22 protein-coding genes are annotated in these 20807 nt (G+C 44.5%); 17 read left to right on the forward strand and 5 right to left on the reverse strand.

Annotated elements, in window-relative coordinates; all coding sequences use genetic code 11:
* On the reverse strand, positions 1–156 hold the full coding sequence (locus SUN_RS13290) for a DUF805 domain-containing protein (protein WP_083760387.1): 156 nt from the start codon (positions 154–156) through the stop codon (positions 1–3).
* On the opposite strand from SUN_RS13290, the gene SUN_RS02080 reads away from it, so the two are divergent.
* The 9 genes from SUN_RS02080 (at position 92) to murC (ending at position 7840) form a co-directional block, all read left to right on the forward strand.
* Complete coding sequence (locus tag SUN_RS02080) at positions 92–460, forward strand: hypothetical protein (RefSeq protein ID WP_162465578.1); 369 nt, start codon at positions 92–94, stop codon at positions 458–460. The genes SUN_RS13290 and SUN_RS02080 overlap by 65 nt on opposite strands.
* 136 nt (positions 461–596) lie before the next feature.
* Positions 597–1493: a CPBP family intramembrane glutamic endopeptidase gene (locus SUN_RS02085; protein ID WP_011980095.1), complete on the forward strand. Its 897-nt coding sequence runs from the start codon at positions 597–599 to the stop codon at positions 1491–1493.
* 195 nt (positions 1494–1688) lie between these two features.
* A complete protein-coding gene (locus SUN_RS02090; protein ID WP_011980097.1) occupies positions 1689–1964 on the forward strand; it encodes a hypothetical protein in 276 nt (91 codons plus the stop codon).
* 33 nt (positions 1965–1997) lie between these two features.
* Positions 1998–2651 carry a L,D-transpeptidase gene (locus tag SUN_RS02095; RefSeq protein ID WP_011980098.1) on the forward strand — a complete coding sequence of 218 codons (654 nt, stop codon included), beginning with the start codon at positions 1998–2000 and terminating at the stop codon, positions 2649–2651.
* Positions 2635–3504, forward strand: coding sequence for a PliI family lysozyme inhibitor of I-type lysozyme (locus tag SUN_RS13555; protein ID WP_083760388.1), 870 nt, complete (start codon positions 2635–2637; stop codon positions 3502–3504). Before SUN_RS02095 ends, SUN_RS13555 begins: the two co-directional genes overlap by 17 nt.
* A 13-nt stretch (positions 3505–3517) precedes the next feature.
* Entirely contained in the window at positions 3518–4432 is a 915-nt protein-coding gene (locus SUN_RS02110; protein ID WP_011980100.1) for a hypothetical protein, read from the forward strand.
* A gap of 278 nt (positions 4433–4710) precedes the next feature.
* A complete protein-coding gene (locus SUN_RS02115) occupies positions 4711–5844 on the forward strand; it encodes a succinyldiaminopimelate transaminase (protein WP_011980101.1) in 1134 nt (377 codons plus the stop codon).
* A gap of 38 nt (positions 5845–5882) precedes the next feature.
* The gene (locus tag SUN_RS02120) at positions 5883–6482 is read left to right on the forward strand and encodes a hypothetical protein (RefSeq protein ID WP_011980102.1); all 600 of its coding nucleotides are present in this window, start codon (positions 5883–5885) and stop codon (positions 6480–6482) included.
* A gap of 44 nt (positions 6483–6526) precedes the next feature.
* Entirely contained in the window at positions 6527–7840 is a 1314-nt protein-coding gene (gene murC, locus SUN_RS02125; protein ID WP_011980103.1) for a UDP-N-acetylmuramate--L-alanine ligase, read from the forward strand.
* A 43-nt stretch (positions 7841–7883) separates the two neighbouring features.
* On the opposite strand, the gene SUN_RS02130 is transcribed toward murC, so the two are convergent.
* On the reverse strand, positions 7884–8438 hold the full coding sequence (locus tag SUN_RS02130; RefSeq protein WP_011980104.1) for an adenylate kinase: 555 nt from the start codon (positions 8436–8438) through the stop codon (positions 7884–7886).
* A gap of 179 nt (positions 8439–8617) precedes the next feature.
* Between SUN_RS02130 and SUN_RS02135 the strand changes: the two genes are divergently transcribed.
* Genes SUN_RS02135 through SUN_RS02145 form a run of 3 tightly spaced genes read left to right on the forward strand, consistent with a single transcriptional unit; the run spans position 8618 to position 12085 of the window.
* A complete protein-coding gene (locus SUN_RS02135) occupies positions 8618–9376 on the forward strand; it encodes a fumarate reductase cytochrome b subunit (protein ID WP_011980105.1) in 759 nt (252 codons plus the stop codon).
* On the forward strand, positions 9373–11358 hold the full coding sequence (locus SUN_RS02140) for a fumarate reductase flavoprotein subunit (RefSeq protein ID WP_011980106.1): 1986 nt from the start codon (positions 9373–9375) through the stop codon (positions 11356–11358). The genes SUN_RS02135 and SUN_RS02140 overlap by 4 nt, the downstream gene beginning before the upstream one ends.
* Positions 11351–12085: a fumarate reductase iron-sulfur subunit gene (locus tag SUN_RS02145; protein WP_011980107.1), complete on the forward strand. Its 735-nt coding sequence runs from the start codon at positions 11351–11353 to the stop codon at positions 12083–12085. Before SUN_RS02140 ends, SUN_RS02145 begins: the two co-directional genes overlap by 8 nt.
* 3 nt (positions 12086–12088) lie before the next feature.
* On the opposite strand, the gene SUN_RS02150 is transcribed toward SUN_RS02145, so the two are convergent.
* Positions 12089–12478, reverse strand: a complete 390-nt coding sequence (locus tag SUN_RS02150) for a diacylglycerol kinase (RefSeq protein WP_011980108.1) — start codon at positions 12476–12478, stop codon at positions 12089–12091.
* A 122-nt stretch (positions 12479–12600) separates the two neighbouring features.
* On the opposite strand from SUN_RS02150, the gene SUN_RS02155 reads away from it, so the two are divergent.
* Entirely contained in the window at positions 12601–14817 is a 2217-nt protein-coding gene (locus SUN_RS02155; RefSeq protein ID WP_011980109.1) for an endonuclease MutS2, read from the forward strand.
* Here the strand turns inward: SUN_RS02155 and SUN_RS02160 are convergent, their stop codons facing one another.
* Complete coding sequence (locus SUN_RS02160; protein WP_011980110.1) at positions 14818–16455, reverse strand: hypothetical protein; 1638 nt, start codon at positions 16453–16455, stop codon at positions 14818–14820.
* A gap of 14 nt (positions 16456–16469) precedes the next feature.
* Entirely contained in the window at positions 16470–17660 is a 1191-nt protein-coding gene (locus tag SUN_RS02165; protein ID WP_011980111.1) for a hypothetical protein, read from the reverse strand.
* Between the two features lie 159 nt (positions 17661–17819).
* On the opposite strand from SUN_RS02165, the gene SUN_RS02170 reads away from it, so the two are divergent.
* The 4 genes from SUN_RS02170 to SUN_RS02185 all read left to right on the forward strand — a co-directional run bounded on the left by SUN_RS02170 (position 17820) and on the right by SUN_RS02185 (position 20773).
* Positions 17820–18398, forward strand: a complete 579-nt coding sequence (locus SUN_RS02170) for a hypothetical protein (RefSeq protein ID WP_011980112.1) — start codon at positions 17820–17822, stop codon at positions 18396–18398.
* Positions 18398–19408, forward strand: coding sequence for a hypothetical protein (locus SUN_RS02175; RefSeq protein ID WP_011980113.1), 1011 nt, complete (start codon positions 18398–18400; stop codon positions 19406–19408). The genes SUN_RS02170 and SUN_RS02175 overlap by 1 nt, the downstream gene beginning before the upstream one ends.
* 20 nt (positions 19409–19428) lie before the next feature.
* On the forward strand, positions 19429–20244 hold the full coding sequence (locus tag SUN_RS02180; protein WP_011980114.1) for a tyrosine-type recombinase/integrase: 816 nt from the start codon (positions 19429–19431) through the stop codon (positions 20242–20244).
* Positions 20245–20449: 205 nt separating this feature from the next.
* Positions 20450–20773, forward strand: coding sequence for a hypothetical protein (locus tag SUN_RS02185; RefSeq protein WP_011980115.1), 324 nt, complete (start codon positions 20450–20452; stop codon positions 20771–20773).
* The last annotated feature ends 34 nt before the right edge of the window (positions 20774–20807 follow it).

A 20807-nucleotide genomic window follows, 5' to 3' on the forward strand; every position in this document is an offset into this window, starting at 1 on the left:
TTATTTGCTTTTTTGCACAAAGAAATAGATGAGTACCAGTCCACCCAAAATAGGGATAAGACCAAGTAAGAGCCACCATCCGCTTTTTCCAATGTCATGTAATCTTCGTACACCTATAGCTATAGAAGGGATGAGAAGTGCCAAAGCAAATATCATCTGCAATAATCCTCCCCTGGAGGCTTCTTGCGCACTCTATGTACATGCGCTGTATGGAAGAAGCCCAAAAATAGCTGCCGAACTTAATGTTAAAGCGTATTTATACCTTTTTGTGCATATGGATACCACCGATAACGTGATGATATTCAGTAGCAGAACAGATGGTGTATTGCTCACTAAAGACTATGGTATAAAAGTGATCGCAAGTGGTGAAGATGAAGAATACGGGTTTGAATGGCACGGTATGCTCTCACCTGTGGAAGATATTTTATTTTCAGATACTGTGCTAAAGTTGACTTTTTAAATATATCAATCACATATTTATCACTTCAAAATAAAATATATTTTATTTTGATAATTTTTTAAATATTTTATATAAAAATATGTTTCCCTAATATCTAGCATGCTATTATTCTTATTGTTAGCAAAGGAAACAATACATGTTAAAAAAATTTAGAGATAACCCACTATCTACCGCTTTTATTATTATAGGTATTTATGGATTTTGGTTCATCTCTCCCGTTCTGTTTGGATTCTATAATCCCGACAAGCCTGTTTTAGATGGTATTGCTGGAGGTATTTCACAATGGAAGAACCAACTTATTATTGGTTTTGTTCTTGTGGGTATACTTACTGTTCTGGGATGGTGGAAGACCATCGGCTTTACAAAAATGAATCCAGGAAGCATCAAGTTCTTATTGCCGATTTTTATACTTGCCATGCTCATGCTTATCACTGCCTGGATGCTGAATGACAACCAACAGAATTGGTTTGCAGGGTTTAGTAGTTCTTCAGAGTTTTTTATACTTCTTCTGGTTATGCTGATTCTTGGTTTTACCGAAGAAGGAATATTTAGAGGCATACTCTTTTACGGGCTTGGGTCAAAATTCACCCCTCTGTATACCGTACTTTTATCCGCTGTTATCTTTGGATTGTTTCACTATATCAACATACTGGCAGGTAAACCCTTTGCAGCAACTTCCTATCAAGTGATCCATGCCATGGGTATGGGCTTTTTGTATGCTTCTTTGCGTTTACATATAGGTGCTATCTGGCCACTGATGATACTGCATGGTATTTGGGATTTTTCACTCTTTACACTGGTTACAGTACTTGCCCAAAACAATCAGGGGGCTACTGAACATATTACACAGTTCTCTGCACTTGGCGCAGGGGCAGTTGCCTTTCCTGCGATCAGTTATGGAATATTTATCTATTGGCATTGGCATAAGACCCACCATATCATGACACAAAGAAAAAAGTTTAACTGCATAAGGAGCAATAATGAATACAGTTTTTATGGAAATACTCCCATTTTTCATCGTTGGTTTATTTGAGTTATCTCTACTACTTTTAGTGATTAGTTTTATGGTTGAAATTATTAATTTAAATCATTCAGGGGCAGGATATATTGACTTTCAAGGAGGTGGAGAGAAAGTATTTTCTCTCCTTTGAATTTAAAGTATTTTTCTTTAGTTGCTTCTTTATAGCAACTTGAAAAGAATATTAATTCGACACATAAGGAAACATCAATGAAACAGACAAAAATGCTTCTCAACACTGCGCTTATCACTACTGGACTGTTACTGACGGCTTGTACGTCTTCTGGGATTTCTATGGAAAATGCCTATATCTATAATGACATAAACTTTGGGTCCGATCGTGATGCAAGTTTTAAACATGGCGTAAGGGATGCCTGCAAAACAGCGGCTGGTGAGTATACAAAAGACCATAACCTCTTTAACAATAACGAGAGTTACCGCAGCGGTTGGGAAGATGGAAGACTTCAGTGTAAGGGGAAAAGATGATAAGTGTTACAGTAAAATACAGTGAGGTACAGAATGATAGATCTTAAAAAAACAGTTTTAGGCATACTGGTTATGCTTTTTGCGGTAAGTACAGCAGAAGCAACAGAGTACAGAAAGCACAGAGTCAATATCAAAGCACTCTCGGCAACAAAATTTGAACTGACCGATGTTAATTTTAAGAATCCAAAAATAGTAGACCTTAAAGGGAAAGATTTTTTTGTAGTCTCTGTAAGAGAACCCGGAAGTGACGGAAGAGTGTATGCTGTAGACAAAGATGGTACTATTTGGTGGAATGGACGAATCTCTTCGGGTGCAGGCGGTGGACGCTTGGTGGAAAAGGGAGGAAAAAGTGTTCCACGAGGTGGACATGAAACAAATAATGATCTTTTTCATGTCTTGGTAAAAAGACGCTTTCATATGTCAAAAACACACCCTTCCGCCAACGGTGTAAATAATATGGATTTTGAAATTCAGTTTACCCCTGATGGACAGGCACTGCATCTTGGTAATATAGCGGCAATGTCACATGGGTGTATTCATGTAGGACGACAAGATATTGCTCCACTCTTTAAATGGGCTAAAGTGGGCATGCCAGTAGTCATTATGAGAGGTCATTACTCACAGTTCTTAAACCAGGAGCTTAACTCTTTCCAAAACGATATAAAAGCCTATGACAGATCACACTAGAAAAGATACAATAAAATTAACGAAAACGGTTTTATCTGTAGCCATACTATTGACATCAACATTGTATGCAAATCAACCCAGTTTTGACTGCTCTAAAGTAGAAAAGAAGAGTTCTGAAGGTCTGATCTGTAGCTCGGATGAACTCATGGATATAGATAGAGAGCTGGCAACTGTATATAAACAGGCTTTGGCAAAAGCATCTGAAGAAGATATGCTAAAAGCACATCAAAGAGGCTGGATAAAAGGGCGTAATGACTGTTGGAAAGCAGAAGATGAAAAAGCCTGTATGTTAGATCAGTATCAACTGCGTATCAAAGAGCTTAAAGAGAAATATGGGCTTTCAGATACCCTAAATGGTTTTGACAAAGTGCTAAAACTTCAAGGCATAACCTTTCATGTTCAAGCGACAAATGAAGGTTCTCTCAATCAACTCACTATCACACCTAGTGGTTTGGAGATCGACAACAGAGTGATTGAACAAGAGATCGATGGTTCGGTAACAGGTGCTGAAGTAGCAGATATCAATGGAGACGGCTCCCCGGAAATTTATGTTTATGTAACCTCTGCAGGTTCTGGCTCCTATGGTACACTGGTTGCCTATAGTGCCAATAACAAAAAATCACTCTCCGGTATCTATCTGCCACCATTGGAAGATGATAAGAAAAACAGTGTCGGCTATATGGGGCATGATGAATTTGCTGTTATTGAGAATAGTTTGGCAAGACGCTTCCCTGTTTACAACAAAGAGGACAGCAATGCAAAGCCAACAGGTGGAACAAGACAGTTGGAATATAAGCTGGTTCCGGGTGAAGCTTCCTGGCAATTAAAACTAGTGAACAGTACAACATATTGAAAAAAGGAAACTTATGAACAAAAGAATACTTTTACCACTACTGTCAACAGCACTACTTTCGCAAGCTCAGGCAGGTTTTCAAAATGAAGTAGAAAATGTGTATGTAAAAGCAGCCAATACACTGCTTTTCTTTACCTCGGAAAATATTATCTCTTCGGGGTCGTATGAGTTTGGAAGTGAAAATGAAACACTGGATACCACTTTCTTTCCTCTCACCTATCATTTTGAAAATGATTCAGATTTTTATAACTTTTATGTCAATGGGAGTATCGGTTATAGTAAGTATAAAGAAAATAACATTGAGTTCAGAGGCAGTTTAGATGAGATAGATATCAAAACTTATGCTTTGAAGTTAGGTGGTGGTGTGCGTATGAATATATTGGAAGATACAGATATGATGATCGGTGGATCTTATATCTATTCCAAAGTAAACAGTGACTATGTTACGCCTCAACCATTAAGTTCCTCTGATCCCATTGACAGAGCATTGGATTATGTGTTTAACAGTGATAATGATTTTAACACGTATGAGCTCTTTACCTCCATAGGGTATCATCCAACAATCAATGAGTATGAACCTTATGTTCGTGGTGATATTAGATATTTCGATACAAAAATAGATGACCCTTTCGCTACGATATCAGACACGACTTCCACTATCTCCAAGTTAAAAGTAGGTGTGATCACACCAGCTGTTACTTCTATCGTTGGCTTGCCTCTTAAGCTTGAATTTTATGCCTCAGATGTCTTGATCTCGGGAGATATGAAAGAAGCCTTGGATACCAACAACTTTTATGTTCTTGGTTCAACATTTCATCTGGGTACGACTTCATTGAACGATTGGGTGAGTGAAGTATCATTTGATATTAATATTGTTAGGGGGGATAACCTGGATGGATTTAACTGGGGATTTGGATTTAGTTTTTGATGCTAAAAAATATTTACTTCTTCTATTTGTTGTCAGTGGCAGTCTTAATGCACTGGAGTGTGAAATGCAGATCAAAAAAGTAAAACATGATACCAATGTATTCACACCCTGACCCTTACCCATGATAAAAACTGTGAAGTGGTCCAGTATCTTGATGCAGTGGAAAGCAAATAAAATAAATCCCCTCCAATTAACTATCAGATAGATGCCTTATGCATAATATTTTTTCAAATTTTAACCCCATCTTCGCTATAATCTTCTAAAAATACAGGGCATATATGAATTTCGAAACCTACCCCTTTGAAAAACTCAACCAACTTCTTGAGAACGTAACGCCAAACAATGATTTTGCGCCATTGAGCCTGACCATAGGTGAACCGCAGTTTGCAACGCCACAGTTTATTTTGGATGCGCTCTGTGACAATGCATCGCTGCTGAACAAGTACCCCAAAACCGCAGGCGAAGCAGTTCTGCGCGAAGGGATGCTGACCTATCTGCAAAAGCGTTTCGGCCTGAGTCTGGACAATACACAGATCATTCCGACTTTCGGTACCCGTGAAGTACTTTTCAATTTTCCGCAGTTCCTGCTGCATGATGCCGAGAGAGCCCTGATGGTCTTTCCCAATCCTTTCTACCAGATCTACGAGGGAGCGGCAAAAGCGAGCAGGGGAGATGTGGTCTACCTGAACCTGAACAAAGACAACGATTTTCAGCCGGAGGTGGATGAGTTTATGCTGGCCGAGGCGAATCTGGTCATTCTCAACTCCCCTAACAATCCGACCAGTTCGGTCATGGATATGGAGGAGATGATAAAGTGGGTCAAACTCGCCCTTAAGCATGAATTCGTTCTACTCAATGATGAATGTTATGCCGATCTTTACCTCAATGAACCCGTACCTTCCCTGCTCAATGCCAGTATCGAAGCGGGCAATGAGGATTTCAGGAATATCCTGGTGATCAACTCCATCTCGAAACGCTCTTCCGCACCGGGGCTTAGAAGCGGTTTTATTGCGGGAGATGCAGAAATACTCAAAGCCTATATGGTGTACCGCACCTATGTGGGGTGCGCTTCTCCCTTGCCGTTGCAGGAGGCTGCTGCGGTGGCATGGGCCGACCAGGAACATGTGGATGGATTTAGACAGAAGTATAGAAAGAATTTTGAGATCGCCAAAGAGGTCCTGGGTGTGGAAGCACCCGAGGCCACCTTCTACATTTGGCTTGAAGTTGATGATGAGATAGATTTTACCGTCAAACTCTATGAAAAGTACAATCTCAAAGTGCTCCCCGGATCGTTCCTGGGACGTGAAGGAGAAGGCAAAGGCTATGTCAGGCTGGCACTTGTCTATGAAGCGGACAAAACAAGAGAAGCACTGCAGCGCATCGCTGCTTTGCAGGCTGAGCTGAATCAATAAATGTAGGGTGCGCAAACACGCACCAAAAAAGGATAAAAATGGAAATGCCGGAAATACACGTAGAAGAGCTCAAAAAAGATCCTGAGTTTCTTGCCAATATCAAACGTTTGGAAGAGGAGTGCAAAGCAGAAGAGAGCATTGCCAAAGGGTATCAGTTACTCGATGCACAGCTTGTCATCGAAGCGGATGAAGATGAGATCAATGAGATCTTTACCTATATTGTCAACACCGCTTTTGACAAGCTTTCCCAATATCTGGTTGAACACAGATCTTTCGACATGAACGATGAAGAAGAGAAGGCTATTGCCAGAGCGATCTATGAACATGCCATTCAGCGTTACAGCGAGAATGACCAGAAGGCAGCCAAAGAGATGTTCCTTGTGCTGCATCATACCATAGACCACCCGGGACTCAAAGATGCCATGATGATCCATGCAGCAGCCGTGATGTCGGGAATGGGCTTCGATGACTTCATAGACAACCTGGTGGATGTGGGTGACATTGACCCCAACGATCCGCTGGCGCTTTTCATCCAGAGTTTCGTGCAGCCAAACGACATTCTTCTGACGATGTATGCCAAGTATGTCGCGCAGGGGAAAGAGGAATTGAAAGTGCTTGAAAAAGATCAGAACGCGTAGGATGCTGTATCTCCACAGTAGCAAATAAGAATAGAAGGACTAGGATGAAAATACACTTTATAGGCATAGGCGGTATCGGTCTTTCTGCACTGGCAAAATTCCTATACAATGACGGACATAAGATCTCCGGATCAGATATCAGACAGACTGAGATTACCAATGATCTTGCAATGAATTTCGATGCGAAGATCACTATTCCTCATTATGCAGATGCTGTAGAAGGGGCAGACAGGGTCATTTACTCTGCAGCGGTACGTCCGAACAATCCGGAATACCAAAGAGCCAAAGAGTTGGGAATAGAACTGCTTTCCCGTAAAGAGGCACTGAAGTTCATTCTGGATGACAAAGAGGTCTATGCCGTAGGCGGTGCGCATGGGAAAAGTACCACATCCTCTATGCTGGCATCGCTCATCCCGGAGTCCAATGCCCTCATAGGAGCGATCTCAAAAGAGTTCGGTTCCAACGTGCGCAACTTCCCCAACGACAAAGTGGTCTTTGAGGCAGACGAGAGTGACGAGAGCTTTCTGAACTCCAATCCGACTTTGGCTATCGTAACCAATGTGGAACCGGAGCATATGGAGTATTACGAGTATGATGAAGAGCGTTTTTACAATGCCTATAAAAATTTCCTCTCATTGGCAAAAACACGTATCATCAATGCCGAAGATGAATTTCTTGCTTCACTCGATATGGAGAGTATCAAGCTTTATCCTTCCAGAGATATCAGCAACATAGAGTTTGTACTGGTCAACGGTGAGCCGCATACACGATTTGAACTGCTGGATCTTGGAGCCTTTGAAGTCTTCGGTTTTGGGGAACATATCGCCCTGGATGCGGCTCTGGCCATACTGGCCGCACTGGAACTTGGGGAAGAGCTCGAGCCGATCCGTACGCGTCTGCGCAATTACAAAGGGATCAAAAAACGTTTTGATATCGTACAGAACCAAGAGAGCTGTGTGGTCATCGATGATTACGGACATCACCCTACGGAGATCAAAGTGACCATGCAGTCCCTCAAGACCTATGAAGCACTGCGCGGCTTTACGCAGCTCAACGTGATCTGGCAGCCGCATAAGTATTCAAGGACCATTGACAACCTTCCTGCTTTCGTGGAATGCTTCGAGGGTGCAAATGAACTGGTCATTCTGCCTATCTGGTCTGCGGGAGAACTGGAAGTGGACATTGACCTCAAAGGGGCGTTCAGCCGTTACACACTGCTGATGGCGGACTCAGTGACAAAAGAGGACGGCATTGTCAAAGTTTTCAAGGATGGTTATATTATACGGGAGTACAGTGAAGGGCTTGTAGCAACATTCGGAGCGGGAGATATCACTTATCAGATACGCGGTGAAGCGTAAAACAATAGAGCGTGACCTTTGACAGGCCACGCAATAACAGGGCTTAGATCTTATCCTGGATGATCACTTCGATCTGCCTGAAGGTCTCGTCAAGCGGAGCTTCTGCGTCAACAACTTTGAGAAGGTCATGTTCTTTATAGTATTTTTCTACTTCGGCAATGGTTTCTTTGTATGCCTGCAGTTCATTTTCATATATCTCTTCAGAACCGGTAAATCTTTCTTTTCCTGCAATGTCACTTACTGAGAGTTCGATCACATTGACGAGTTCGATATCTTTGTGGGAAAAGAGTACGTCGCCGAACAGTTTGACCTGTCTCTCTTTTCTCGGGAACCCGTCTATGACTACTACATCGGTCGGTGCCGCTTTGATGGCATCAAGTACGACATCGATGATGATGGTGGAAGGTACGAGATGACCTTTATAGAAATAGTCACTGATGATCCTCCCGACAGCTGAACCACTCTGGGTCTCTTTTTTCAACAGTTCACCTGTAGAATAACTTGTGATCTTTTCAGGGTATTTCTGGGCAAGCAGTTCTGCTTGAGTTGATTTTCCTGCTCCGGGTGCACCGATGATCAATATAAGTTTTTTTGGCATAAATTCTCCTTTGTATTGCGATATTATATCAAATTGTAGGGTTAAAAGGGGCTTATTATCAGGAGAAAAGAATAAAAAGAAAAAAATAGATGCTAAAGCATATTTTATCGATTTTTTTAACGTATCGATATCTATTGTTTTGATATAATATAAACTATTATTGCATACCAAGGAAAATCATGTTGAACCGGGAATATACTACGGAACTCCTCACGGGGAAGGACAGTACAAAACGCAAAAGCAGGATGCCTGCAAGGATCGATTTCCTGCAAAGTGTTTCAGGGCTTTTTTTGGCGCTCTTCATTATGTTCCATCTTCTGTTCGAGTCCTCTATCCTTCTGGGAAAGGAAGCGATGTACAGACTTACTAAACTCTTCGAAGGAGAGCCCTTTATCGAGGGGGGAGAACCGTTGATTATCTCTGCACTGGCAGTGATCATCTTTACACTTTTTGTCGTACATGCGGGTGTAGCGTTGCGCAAGTTTCCCTCTTCTTACCATGAGTATCGCCGTTACATAGAACACAAAGCGCTACTGAAGCATAATGATACGAATCTCTGGTATGTGCAGATCACTACAGGGTTCATCATGTTCTTTCTTGGCTCCATCCATCTCTATATGATAATGACACAGCCGGAAAATATCGGGCCCTATGCTTCGTCGGACAGAATTTACAGCGATCTGATGTGGCCGATGTATCTGGTGTTGCTGATCTCGGTCGTGCTGCACGGGGGTATCGGTATGTACCGCCTGATCATAAAATGGGGCTGGTTCGACGGAACGGACCCGAGAACCAACAGGAAAAGAAGCAGGGTGATCATCAAAGTGCTTGTTGGCGCCTATCTCCTTCTGGGGCTGGCCTCTTTGGGCACCTATATGAAGATCGGTTACGAGCATCAGGGTGAATACGGAAAAAGATATGTGGAGCAGCAGAAATGAAAATAATATATACCGATGCATTGATCGTAGGCGGAGGCTTGGCAGGACTGCGTTCCGCTATTGCCGCGAGGGACAAGGGGCTTGATACCATCGTGCTGAGTATGGTGCCGGTGAAACGTTCCCACTCGGTAGCGGCACAGGGTGGCATGCAGGCGAGTCTCGCCAACTCTGTCAAGGGGGAAGGGGACAATGAAGATGTCCACTTTGCCGACACTGTCAAGGGAAGCGACTGGGGATGTGACCAAAAGGTTGCACGTATGTTTGTGACCACTGCACCCAAAGCGATACGCGAACTGGCGGCATGGGGCGTGCCGTGGAGCCGTATAGGCAAGGGTGGCCATACCGTGGTCATTAATGGGAAAAAAGAGACGATCATGGAGAGGGAAGAGGCGTACGGCCTTATCAATGCGCGGGATTTCGGCGGAACGAAAAAGTGGCGTACCTGTTACACGTCCGATGCTACAGGGCATACGATGCTCTATGCCGTGGCGAACGAAGCGCTGAAGCGTGATGTAACCATCCACGATAAAAAGGAAGCGATCTCGATCATTCATGATAAGGGTGTCTGCCACGGTGTCGTAGTACGTGACCTGATCAATGGAGAGCTGATAGCCTATGTGGCGCGCGGAACGATGATCGCCACGGGAGGATACGGACGTATCTACAAACAGTCGACCAATGCGATCATCTGCAAGGGGATTGGTACGGCCATTGCGCTTGAAACGGGGATCGCTGAACTGGGCAACATGGAAGCGGTGCAGTTCCACCCTACACCGATCGTACCTTCGGGCATACTGCTGACAGAAGGGTGCCGCGGGGACGGTGGCGTGCTGCGTGACAAGGATGGGTACCGTTTTATGCCCGACTACGAACCCGAAAAGAAGGAGCTTGCCTCAAGAGACGTGGTGAGCCGCCGGATGATAGAGCATATCAGAAAAGGCAAAGGGGTCAAATCACCGTATGGCGATCATCTGTGGCTTGACATCTCCATCCTGGGACGTGAACACATAGAGAAGAACCTGCGTGATGTCCAGGATATCGCCATCAGTTTTAACGGCATAGACCCGGCGGATGAAGGTGAGAAGGGCTGGATGCCGGTACTGCCGATGCAGCACTACTCCATGGGAGGTATCCGGGTCCAGCCCAGTGGGGAAAGTACGACTATGAAAGGGCTTTTCTGTGCGGGAGAAGCGGCCTGCTGGGACTTGCATGGTTTTAACAGACTGGGCGGGAACTCGGTCAGTGAAGCGGTGGTCTCGGGTATGATCGTAGGCGAGTATTTTGCACAGTATTGCGAAGAGACCCATCTCAACACCAACACTTCCGTGATCGAGGAGCATCTCCAGAAACAGGTGGATTACCTCAAGGAGATACTGGAAAGGGACGGCGGACTGAATATATTCGATATCAAGGATGAGATGCGTACCATCATGCAGGATAAAGTAGGAATATTCAGGAACGGTGACGACCTGCTCGATGCGGTGCACCAGCTTGAAGAGCTGCTCAAAAAGACCAAAGAGATCACGGTTGAGTCCAAAAGCATGGGGAACAACCCCGGGCTCAATGAGGTTTACCGGGTCACCAAAATGCTCAAGCTGGCCCTCTGTGTGGCCAAAGGTGCCCTGCAGCGTACCGAGAGCCGTGGTGCGCACTACCGGGAAGATTTCCCCAAGCGAGACGATATGCACTGGCTCAAGCGTACCATCACTACCTGGCCGAATGAAGAGGATACACTCCCGACCATACACTATGAAGAGATCGATATCATGGAGATGGAGATGCCGCCGGCTTTCAGGGGGTACGGAAGGAAAGATTCTCTTATCGAAAATCCTTTGAGCGCACAGAGAGAAGCGGAGATCGAAGCGATCAAAAAAACACTCGATACAGTCGACCGTTTCACCGTTCAGGAAGCACTGCTCGATTATGAACTGCCGGGGAACCTGAAACATAAAAATGAAAGAGTAGGAGTAGGCTATGCCTGAGAATGAAAATTACAGAGAGATAGAGATCACCGTTTTCCGGTATAATCCTCAGGACAAGGATTCCAAACCGGAGTACCAGACCTATACGCTGACCGAAACACCGGGTATGACGCTCTATATCGCCCTGATACAGATATGGTCGAAGATGGACCATGACCTCAGTTTTGACTTTGTCTGTCGCGCGGGGATCTGCGGAAGCTGCTCCATGGTGGTCAACGGAAAGCCCAGGCTGGCATGCAAGACACGTACAAATGAATTCGAGGATGGAAAGATTACCCTGCTGCCTCTGCCGGTCTTCAAGCATATTAAAGATCTCTCGGTCGATACGGGTAACTGGATGAACGATATGAGCGTGAAGGTGGAAAGCTGGATCCATACGCAGGAAGAGACGGACCTTTCACGCATCGAGAAGCCGGTCGATCCCGAAGTGGCTGATGAGGTCTTCGAACTTGACCGCTGCATCGAGTGCGGTATCTGCCTGGCGAGCTGTTCGACGAAAGTGATGCGTGAGGACTTCCTCGGTGCAGTAGGCCTGAACCGTACGGCACGTTTTCTGCTCGACCCGCATGACCAGCGAACCGATGCGGACTTCTATGAACTGGTGGGGGACGAGAATGGCGTGTTCGGCTGTATGAGCCTCATGGGCTGTGAAGACCACTGTCCGAAAAACCTTCCTCTCCAGACCAAGATCGCCTACATGCGTCGTAAAATGGTCAAGGTCAAGTAACGTTTAGAGCGATATTCTGAAAAAAAGCTCGTAGGCTTCCACGGCAAGGACGATGAGCCAGGCGACGATCATAATGGTCGTAGCGGCCGCGGAAACATCTTTGATGATCTTTATTTTCGGGTCGAATTCACTTTGCATATAGTCGCAGAGCGCTTCAATGGCCGTGTTGAAAAGTTCGGCTGAAACCATCATGGCCGTGGCCAAAATGATGACGGAAGTATCTATCCACTGGTGCAGAAAAAGGCTCGGAACGATCACAAAAACAGAGAGAATGATCTTATAGCTTACCGCTGTATCCGCCATGGCAAAACGTAGTCCGGAGAGGATCACTTTGAGTTTCCGTACAGGGTGGTAGCCGTCTTTCAGGCTTTTATGGAACTTGTTTTTTATCATTTCCGTCCTTTGTCAGGCAATGCTTTTTTATTCATTTAAATTACCTTGTTGCCTCTCGCTTCTTTATGCTATTATAGTATAATCCTATTAACAAAATCAGTGAAACATATGTACGGAGAACAATGCAGCAGACAAACGAAAAGACCATTATACAGAAACTGGATCTTGACGGATATATCCAACAGTTCAAACAGTTTTTCGCACGTGAAAAAAACGTGGCGATGATGGGAGATATCAATCAACATTTCCGTTATATCAAAGCGCTTTCCAATGTACAGTTCCCTGCACCCGCGCCTGTGCCTAACCTTGACAGGGAACTGAACCTTCTGAGGAAGCAGGCTGTACTTTCCCTCGATGAAATTTATGCATTCGTTACGATGATCTCCTATTTCAATACCCTGAAGAACGTCGCATTCCCCGAACCCGTTGTTTCATGGATACAGGGGATAGAGATCCATGAAGAGATTCTTGAGATATTGGGTTATTTTACGGAGGAGGGAGACATCAACCCCGAGCGTGACCCTGAACTTTATAAACTTGAACGGGCTATCAAGCAGAACAAGATTGACATCAAGGAGACACTCTACAAGTTGGCGCATTCCAGCAGGCTCAGAGACTATCTGGTCGATACACAGGTGCATTTCAACGGCGGGGAGGAGACATTGCTGGTACGCGGCGGTTTCAACAATGCCATCAAAGCGACGGTGGTGGCGCGGAGTTCGGCCGGTTTCTTTTACATACTCCCCCAGGGTATCTCCCATCTCAAAGAGAAAGAGTCGGCATTGCTGAGCAATAGAGAGGAGCTTATCTACCGTTACTGCAAATCGATCTCAGCCACTTTCTTTAAATGGGAGCGTTTTTTGGCCTACATCAACAAAGAGTATGACAGGGTTGACCACTACCAGGCACGCGTAATGTTCGCCAGGGCCAAAGAGTACGAGTTCATACTGCCCGGCAAACAGAAGCGTATCAAACTTCAGGATTTTGCACACCCTGCCATAGAAGATCCCGTACCCGTTACCATCGACCTCTCCAAACAGATCATGCTGATCACCGGAGTGAATGCCGGGGGTAAAACGATGCTGCTCAAATCGATGCTTTCAGCGGTCTATATGAGCAAATATCTGCTGCCTTTCAAGTGTGATGCCTCCAAAACGGAAGTGGGGCACTATAAAAGTATCGAAGCGGTCATCGACGATCCGCAGTCGGTCAAGAACGACATTTCCACCTTTGCAGGGCGTATGCAGGAGTTCGCCAAACTCTTTACCAAAGAAGATGCCATCGTGGGTGTAGATGAGATAGAACTGGGAACCGATTCCGACGAGGCAGCAAGCCTTTTTCGTGTCATGCTCGATGAACTTCGTAAAAAAGGTATTACTTTCATCGTCACCACACACCATAAACGTTTGGCTTCCCTGATGGCAAGTGATGATGAGGTCGAACTCATCGCGGCACTCTATGACGAAGAGCGCAGGGTGCCGACCTATACTTTTCTGCAGGGAAGCATCGGGAAAAGTTATGCCTTTGAGACGGCACAGCGTTATGGTGTACCTGTGGGTATTGTGAACAGGGCAAAAAAAGTCTATGGTGAGGACAAAGAGAACCTCAATGAGCTCATAGAACGTTCCACGTCGCTTGAACGGGAAATGCGTATGAAGATTGCAAAGGTGGACGAAGAGCTTAACGCAGTAGAAAAGCAGAAACAACGGCTGGAAGAGGAAGAAGAAAAACTGAAAGAGGCGCACAGAAAAGCGATCGCTACGCTGGAGAACCGCTACAATGCTGCCACCAAGAAAGCGCGTGAGGCACTCAAGGCCAAAGAGTCCACCGAGGGGCGAAGGCTGCTGAACATTGCCCATCAGCGCAAGGATTTCAAACAGAAAGAGATCAGGAAAGTGCAGGAGGAACCGCTCAAAGAGGGAGACAAGGTCAAGTACCGTTCCCACAAAGGCGAACTGCTCTCCATACGGGGGAAAGATGCCACGATCATCGTGGATGGACTGAAGATGCGTGTACCGCTTTCCCAGCTTAAAAGAAGAGGAGATACATCTCAGATAAAAATGCCGCAGAAACCCAAGGAGGCAAAGGTGAATGTGGAGAAAAGTGGTGCTTCGGTTTCTGTCAAACTTATCGGGATGTACGGCGATGAAGCCATCGATACTGTGGACAAATTTCTTTCCGATGCACTGGTAAACGGTTTGTCCGAAGTACAGATCATCCACGGTACGGGCGGAGGTGTTCTCTCCAAACTGGTCACGGACTATCTCAAACGACACCCGAAGATCCAGAAATTCTACCGAATGCCGGGCAATCTGGGGATCACGGTAGTCGAGTTGTAGCTATTTGTACAGATTTCCACATTTATAGCGTTTGAACTCCTCTTTGCTCACTTTTTTTGCAATGACGCTGTTTCTCAGGTCGAGATAGTTTATCTTGGAGCAGTCATCGAGTCTGTTGAGTGCCGTGATCGTTTGGGAAATGACGGGCGCATCGTATTTCAGTAGTGCGCTCAGAGCATTGTTTCTAAGCATAGCATCATCGGAAGCAAGATATTCAAGCAGTACAGAGATGAACTTTTCACTTTGAGTACCTATACCTATAATATGGTTACCGTCCATATTGTAAAGCACGCTTGAGCGTACAGCACGCTCTGGGCTTTTGGAGAGGGTGACCATGCTGTCGATAACAAAATCCCGCCGGTAGGGAAGGTAAGCTTTGAAAAGTCCCATAACAAGATAGGGACTTTTATTGGTCTTTGACATATAGTGAAGTACAAAGATCTCTATTCTGGTATGGAGTATCTTCTTTTGGAGACTGCCTGCATACTTCATCACAAAGTCAATATAAACCTTCGGTGTACTTGATGCTAGTTTTGAATCGTCCATATACGCCTGCAAGCGCTGCATGGCTATATCGAGTTCTGTAGAGAGGTTCACGGTCACATTGAGGTCATATAGTGTTTGAAAAGCTTTTTCTATCTTTGTGTTTACATTGTCCCTTTCATTGGTATACTGTTTTGTATTCAGCAGTTCTTTGCGGCCTTGTAAAATAATTTTTTTTGCTTCTGCTGTTTTGAATGTTTTATATGCGAGCATCGCTTTTTTTGCGCGTTCTGGATCCTGTTCTTTCAATAGCGGAAAGATCTTTTCCCGAAGATAATGCAAGCTTTCCAAACTCTTCCAAAAAAGATCTAAATGTTTCTTTGCATCATCATAGGGCATTTTTTCTGCTGAGACCAGAAGGGCGTCATCATTGAGCGCATAGTGATCGATGATCTCCATGGCATACTTGTGACGTACTTTCTTACTCCTCTTAAGCCTCCGTGCCTTGCTGTAGAGGAATGTCAATAACGGTGCCGTTTCCAGAGAGCGGTCTTTCAAACTGCTTATGCGTGATTCAATAAATTTTCGGATCGATCTTGTAAAGGGGTAAGCACTCAGTATTTTGTAGTAGGCATTGTAGGCTTCTCCTGTTTTTGCCGTTTGAATGCCTTCAAAGAAGAGCGCCAGATCTTTTCTCGATTTATTTCTGCTGAAACGCTTTAGCAGATCATAACGGTGCTGTATTGTGATCTGCTGCAAAAGACTGTTTTTGAACTGGTTGTTATCCTTCGGCTTAAGCGGCAGAGTAAATGTGTTGCTTTTTTGTTTCAACATTACCGTATTTTTGTCAGACAACAATGCCTCTACAATGTCAGGCCGGTACCATTTTTTAATGAGCTTATCTGCTTCATCTATGTTTATTTTTTTGTTCTGTATTTTAAGGATATTGGGAATTACATTCCTCGAAGAAGCATTAAAGTATCCCTGGGGAGTCATTACGGCCCATTCCCCGTTTATAAAGTGATGAAAGGTTGCAAGTCTTACATTGTCTTTTTTTCGAAAAAGTATAAAATCTGTATTATTGTATGATGCAGTATATCGTGTTGCATGCTCACTGCGTGCAATTTTGAAATCGGAAGGATCATAGTGTGGCAATCTTTTCCATGTATCTATTTGAAAATAGTGTGTTTTGAGTGGAAAAGGTTTTTTTGTTCTGTAGCGGTCAGGCTGAGCACGCTGTTGTCCTCACTGAGTGCAATACTGTGATAAGCTACGATATCCTTGTATTTTGGTAGGTAGCTGAACAGTCCGGTTGTGATGTTGAAGTCCAGAATATTGTCCGTAAAGCCGGCAATAACAATGGCTCTGTCCTGATCTTTGAAAAAGTACATGCCGCTGGACGGCACGGAATCGAACTCGGCGGAAACAGTCTGCTTCTGCCGTATGCTCCATATCTGTTCACCCTTGAGAAGGTTCCACCCGAAATACTGCTGTGTCGTTTTGCTGATGAGGTAGGGCATTTTGAATTCTGATTCATAGAAATATTGTGCTCTGAGTGGTCTTTGGTGCATATAGGTGATCTTTGGTGTAACCGATCTGCTTGCATTGAGTTCGGTTCTTGTCAGGTCTCCCGAGGCAAGGGAGTATTTGATGTCACCGCGCACCGTGCATATTTTGGTTTTTGGGGAGGTTTGGGAGCAGTCCCACCATCCGCGGATATCCTGCCACAGTTTGATCTCTTTCTTGTCACCTTCGGTCTCTTTGTTGCTTTGAATATCGTAAACGAAGATCTTCTGCTGGATTCCGTCGTAGGTGTAGAGCCTGTCTTGCATGAGTTCACTTGAAGCGGAACGCTTTACAAAAGAGCTGATCTCTTTTCTCTGTCCCGTTCGTATGTCGAAGCGGTAGAGTATGGGTCTGCTGTATCCGGGTTTTGTCTGAGTATGTTCAAAAGAGTTGATGTATTTCCCGTCTTCGGAAAAGGAGGCGGACATTAATGAGTCATTGCGTCTTTTGTTTGGAATGGAAAAATCTTTAATATGTTCTCGTTTCCGAAGGTCATAGAGATAGACTTTGTGCATATCCTGTACGAGATAGTAACGGTCATCTGCACTGAGGTCACACCCGTACCCTTTGTTGACATGTTTGATGGTTCTCATATGTTCAAGGTCCGATGCGTGCCAGAGGTCTATCCGGTCGTATGTTCTGGTAATAACTGTTTCCCCGTCCGAAGTGATATCAAGACAGACCTGCTGCATTTCGTATGGTTTTAGCTGCAGTTGTGCCAGATGTGTCGTTTGCTGTTTTGCAGAAAGGGGTACAGCCAGGATGAAAAACAGAAAAAGTGAAATATATTGCATAAATGATCCTGACGATAAAATTATTTTTTATTAACGTTAGTATAGCACGAAGATATATTTTTTGTATGCATAGTAAGAGCGGAATATTTTGAATATATCTATATTTTTAACTCCAAAAGGTATAATATATCCAATATAAATATCCCTGAGGAGAAGTCGGTGAGTATTCAAGATGATGTAAAGTATGTCAAGAGTGAATTGAGTGGTGATGAAAAGATATTGGAGAGCGCCTTCAAGCTTGAGACACTCTACAAAAAATATAAACTTCTGATCTGGGGTGTTGCAGCGGCAGTGCTTCTGTTCTTTGTCGGAACCACGGCGATGGAAGCCATTCGTGATGCCAGGCTGGAAGATGCGAACAATGCATTTTTGACACTGCAGAAAAAACCTGATGATGCTTCCGCACTTAAGACACTCAAAGAGAAAAACCCTGAGCTTTTTGAACTGTTCACTTTTTCGCAGGCAGCCAAAAAACAGGATGCCGGAGCATTGAAAGCATTGACTTCAAGCAAGAATGAGGTCATTGCCGATTCCAGCAAATATGTGACTGCAACGCTTGAGAGGAAAGAGGCAGAGAGTAAACTTTACAAAGAAATGGCTGACCTTGATGATGCGTATCTCGCACTGAAAGCCGGAAACATTGCCCATGCCAAAGAGAAACTGGAACTGATAGACGAACGTTCCGCTGTTGCGCCGATCGCAGCACTTCTGAAACATGCAACACTAAAGGTAAAATAATGAAAGGATTTTCACTTCCGATACTGGCTGCAGCGGCACTGCTTTTTTCGGGGTGTAGCTCCAAACAGTATTTCGAACCGGAACAGGCCTTTTCAGCCGGCAGTGCTGTTACTGCATACGGCAGCAAGATCGTATCACTGACCCGTGACGGTGCAACACTGGAAAATGGACAATATATCGGTAAAAAAGGCATCGGTAAGATCAATCTTGGAAAGGGATACACTTTTCTAAGTGAAAATGGTGCCTATGTACTTGCCGGCGATGTTGAAGGAAAATTGAAGATCATTAACAAAAGAAGCGGTAAAGTACTTCGTACCGTTGATTTTGAAGTGCCGATCGTTTCCGCTTCCATCCATAACGGTATCATCGCCTATATACTGAACAACAATGCTTTTGGACTCTATCGTGTTAGTAGTGATAAAAAGATCATGGAGAACCAATCAGATACGGCTTATGCTATCGATACAAGGGCGGCAAGTCCGATGTTCATTGACTCTTTAGTCGTTATACCAACACTTGATGGCAAACTGGTTGTACTTGATTCACAGGATCCTGTCGATGCAAAAGTAATCTATTTGAGCAGCGATCCGATATTCAACAATGTGATCTTCTTGTCACGTTCCGGTGATACACTGGTTGCCGCAACGCCTAACAAACTGATCACGGTCGCTGTGGACGGGCAGTTGGAATACCGTGCCAATATTTCTGATCTTGCCGTATCCGGCAGCACGATCTATGTGTTCACCAAAGAGGGTGATATAATAAAACTCAACAGAATATTGGAAGAGCAGGCCAGAAAAAGATTCAAATATGCACATTTTGCTGCATCGACCGTCGTGGGCGGAAAGGTATATGCACTTGACCAGCAGGGATTGCTCATCGTCCTTTCACTAGACTTGAAAAAATATAAAGTATACGACCTTGGTCAACCGGAAAGTCCTGTATTTATCAGCGGTACTAGACTCTATAAAGACGGGAAGATCGTCGATCTTTCCAAGTTGAACTATTAATCTTTCTATGCAGAGCGGTCATGAGTGATCTGCTTGTTGCATTCGAAGAGTATATCAGTGTCACCAAGGCACTGGACGCCCTAACCATCTCCTCTTACCTTGGTGACCTCAGACAGCTTGAGGAAGCGGTACAGAAACCGCTTACCAAGCTCGATACGACGGATGTACTGAAATTCCTTTCCACTTTTGAGAACAAACGCACGCTCAACAGAAAACTCTCATCCATCAATACCTTTTTTCATTTTTGCCACCTGCAGAACTTCACCCATGAGAAGATCAGGATCCCTATGGCAAAAGTACCGAAGAACCTTCCGAAATACCTCTCTCCCGAAGAGATTATGGAGGGGATATCACTCATAGACAGAAGCAGTACCATAGGACTGCGTGATTATGCGCTGATACTCTTTCTGTATGCCAGCGGCTGCCGTATCTCTGAAGCGCTGAATGCACAGCGAAGCGATATTCTGGAAGGATGGTTGAAGATCCGTTTTGCCAAAGGGGAGAAGGAGCGTGTCGTGCCGCTTGCTCCTATTGCCATAGAAGCAGTTGAAGCCTATCTTCAGGCACAGGATATGAGCAGTTCCTATCTCTGGCTCAATTACAGAGCTGAACAGCTAAGCCGTATTTCCGCCTACAAGATCGTCAAGAAGTACCTTGGGGTCTCCCCGCATGTGCTGCGCCACTCTTTTGCCTCATCCCTTATCATCGGTGGAGCAGACCTGCGTGTGGTGCAGGAACTGCTCGGGCACAGTTCGCTTGAGACGACACAGATTTATACGCATATACAGAAACAGAACTTGCAGGATACGATGATACATTACCATCCGTTGAGTTAAACCCAGATCCCGAAATAGAAATTCAGTACTCCTCACCATCATCGTATCCATGGACTTTGCTTCATATTTATCACCGCACCTACGGGTGCGCCTCAAACATGAAAACAAACCCCATGTACACGAGCATGGTAAAGATTACAAGAATTCTATTTCGATATTTGGATTAAATTAGATTATTATAGTTGAATTAGGTTATGATAATAAAATGAAAGATATCGTAGAGTTTTTACAGCATAAAAATATTGTTTTTAAATCTTTGAAAGAGATCCCGCCAAAAGAGCTTGGCAGTCGAAAGAAAATAGCACTCTATGTCGGTGTGGACCTGAAGGACTATTACGCCCTGGTAATGCAGATAGAGAAAAAAAGCCGTATCCTCAGAAAAGAGGCAATGGAATTGATGCAGCTTCATGAGAAGCTCGAGAAGTATATCGATGCGAAGATCACCAGAAAGTATATCATCATTAAAGCACCGCTTTGTTCCAAAGCAAAAGCCTTGCTCGAAGAGAATGGGTGGAATGTATGGCAGTAGACCGCGTAGGGTGCTGTGCCCTCACGGCACCAAT

The organism is Sulfurovum sp. NBC37-1 (genome assembly GCF_000010345.1).
Lineage (GTDB): Bacteria > Campylobacterota > Campylobacteria > Campylobacterales > Sulfurovaceae > Sulfurovum.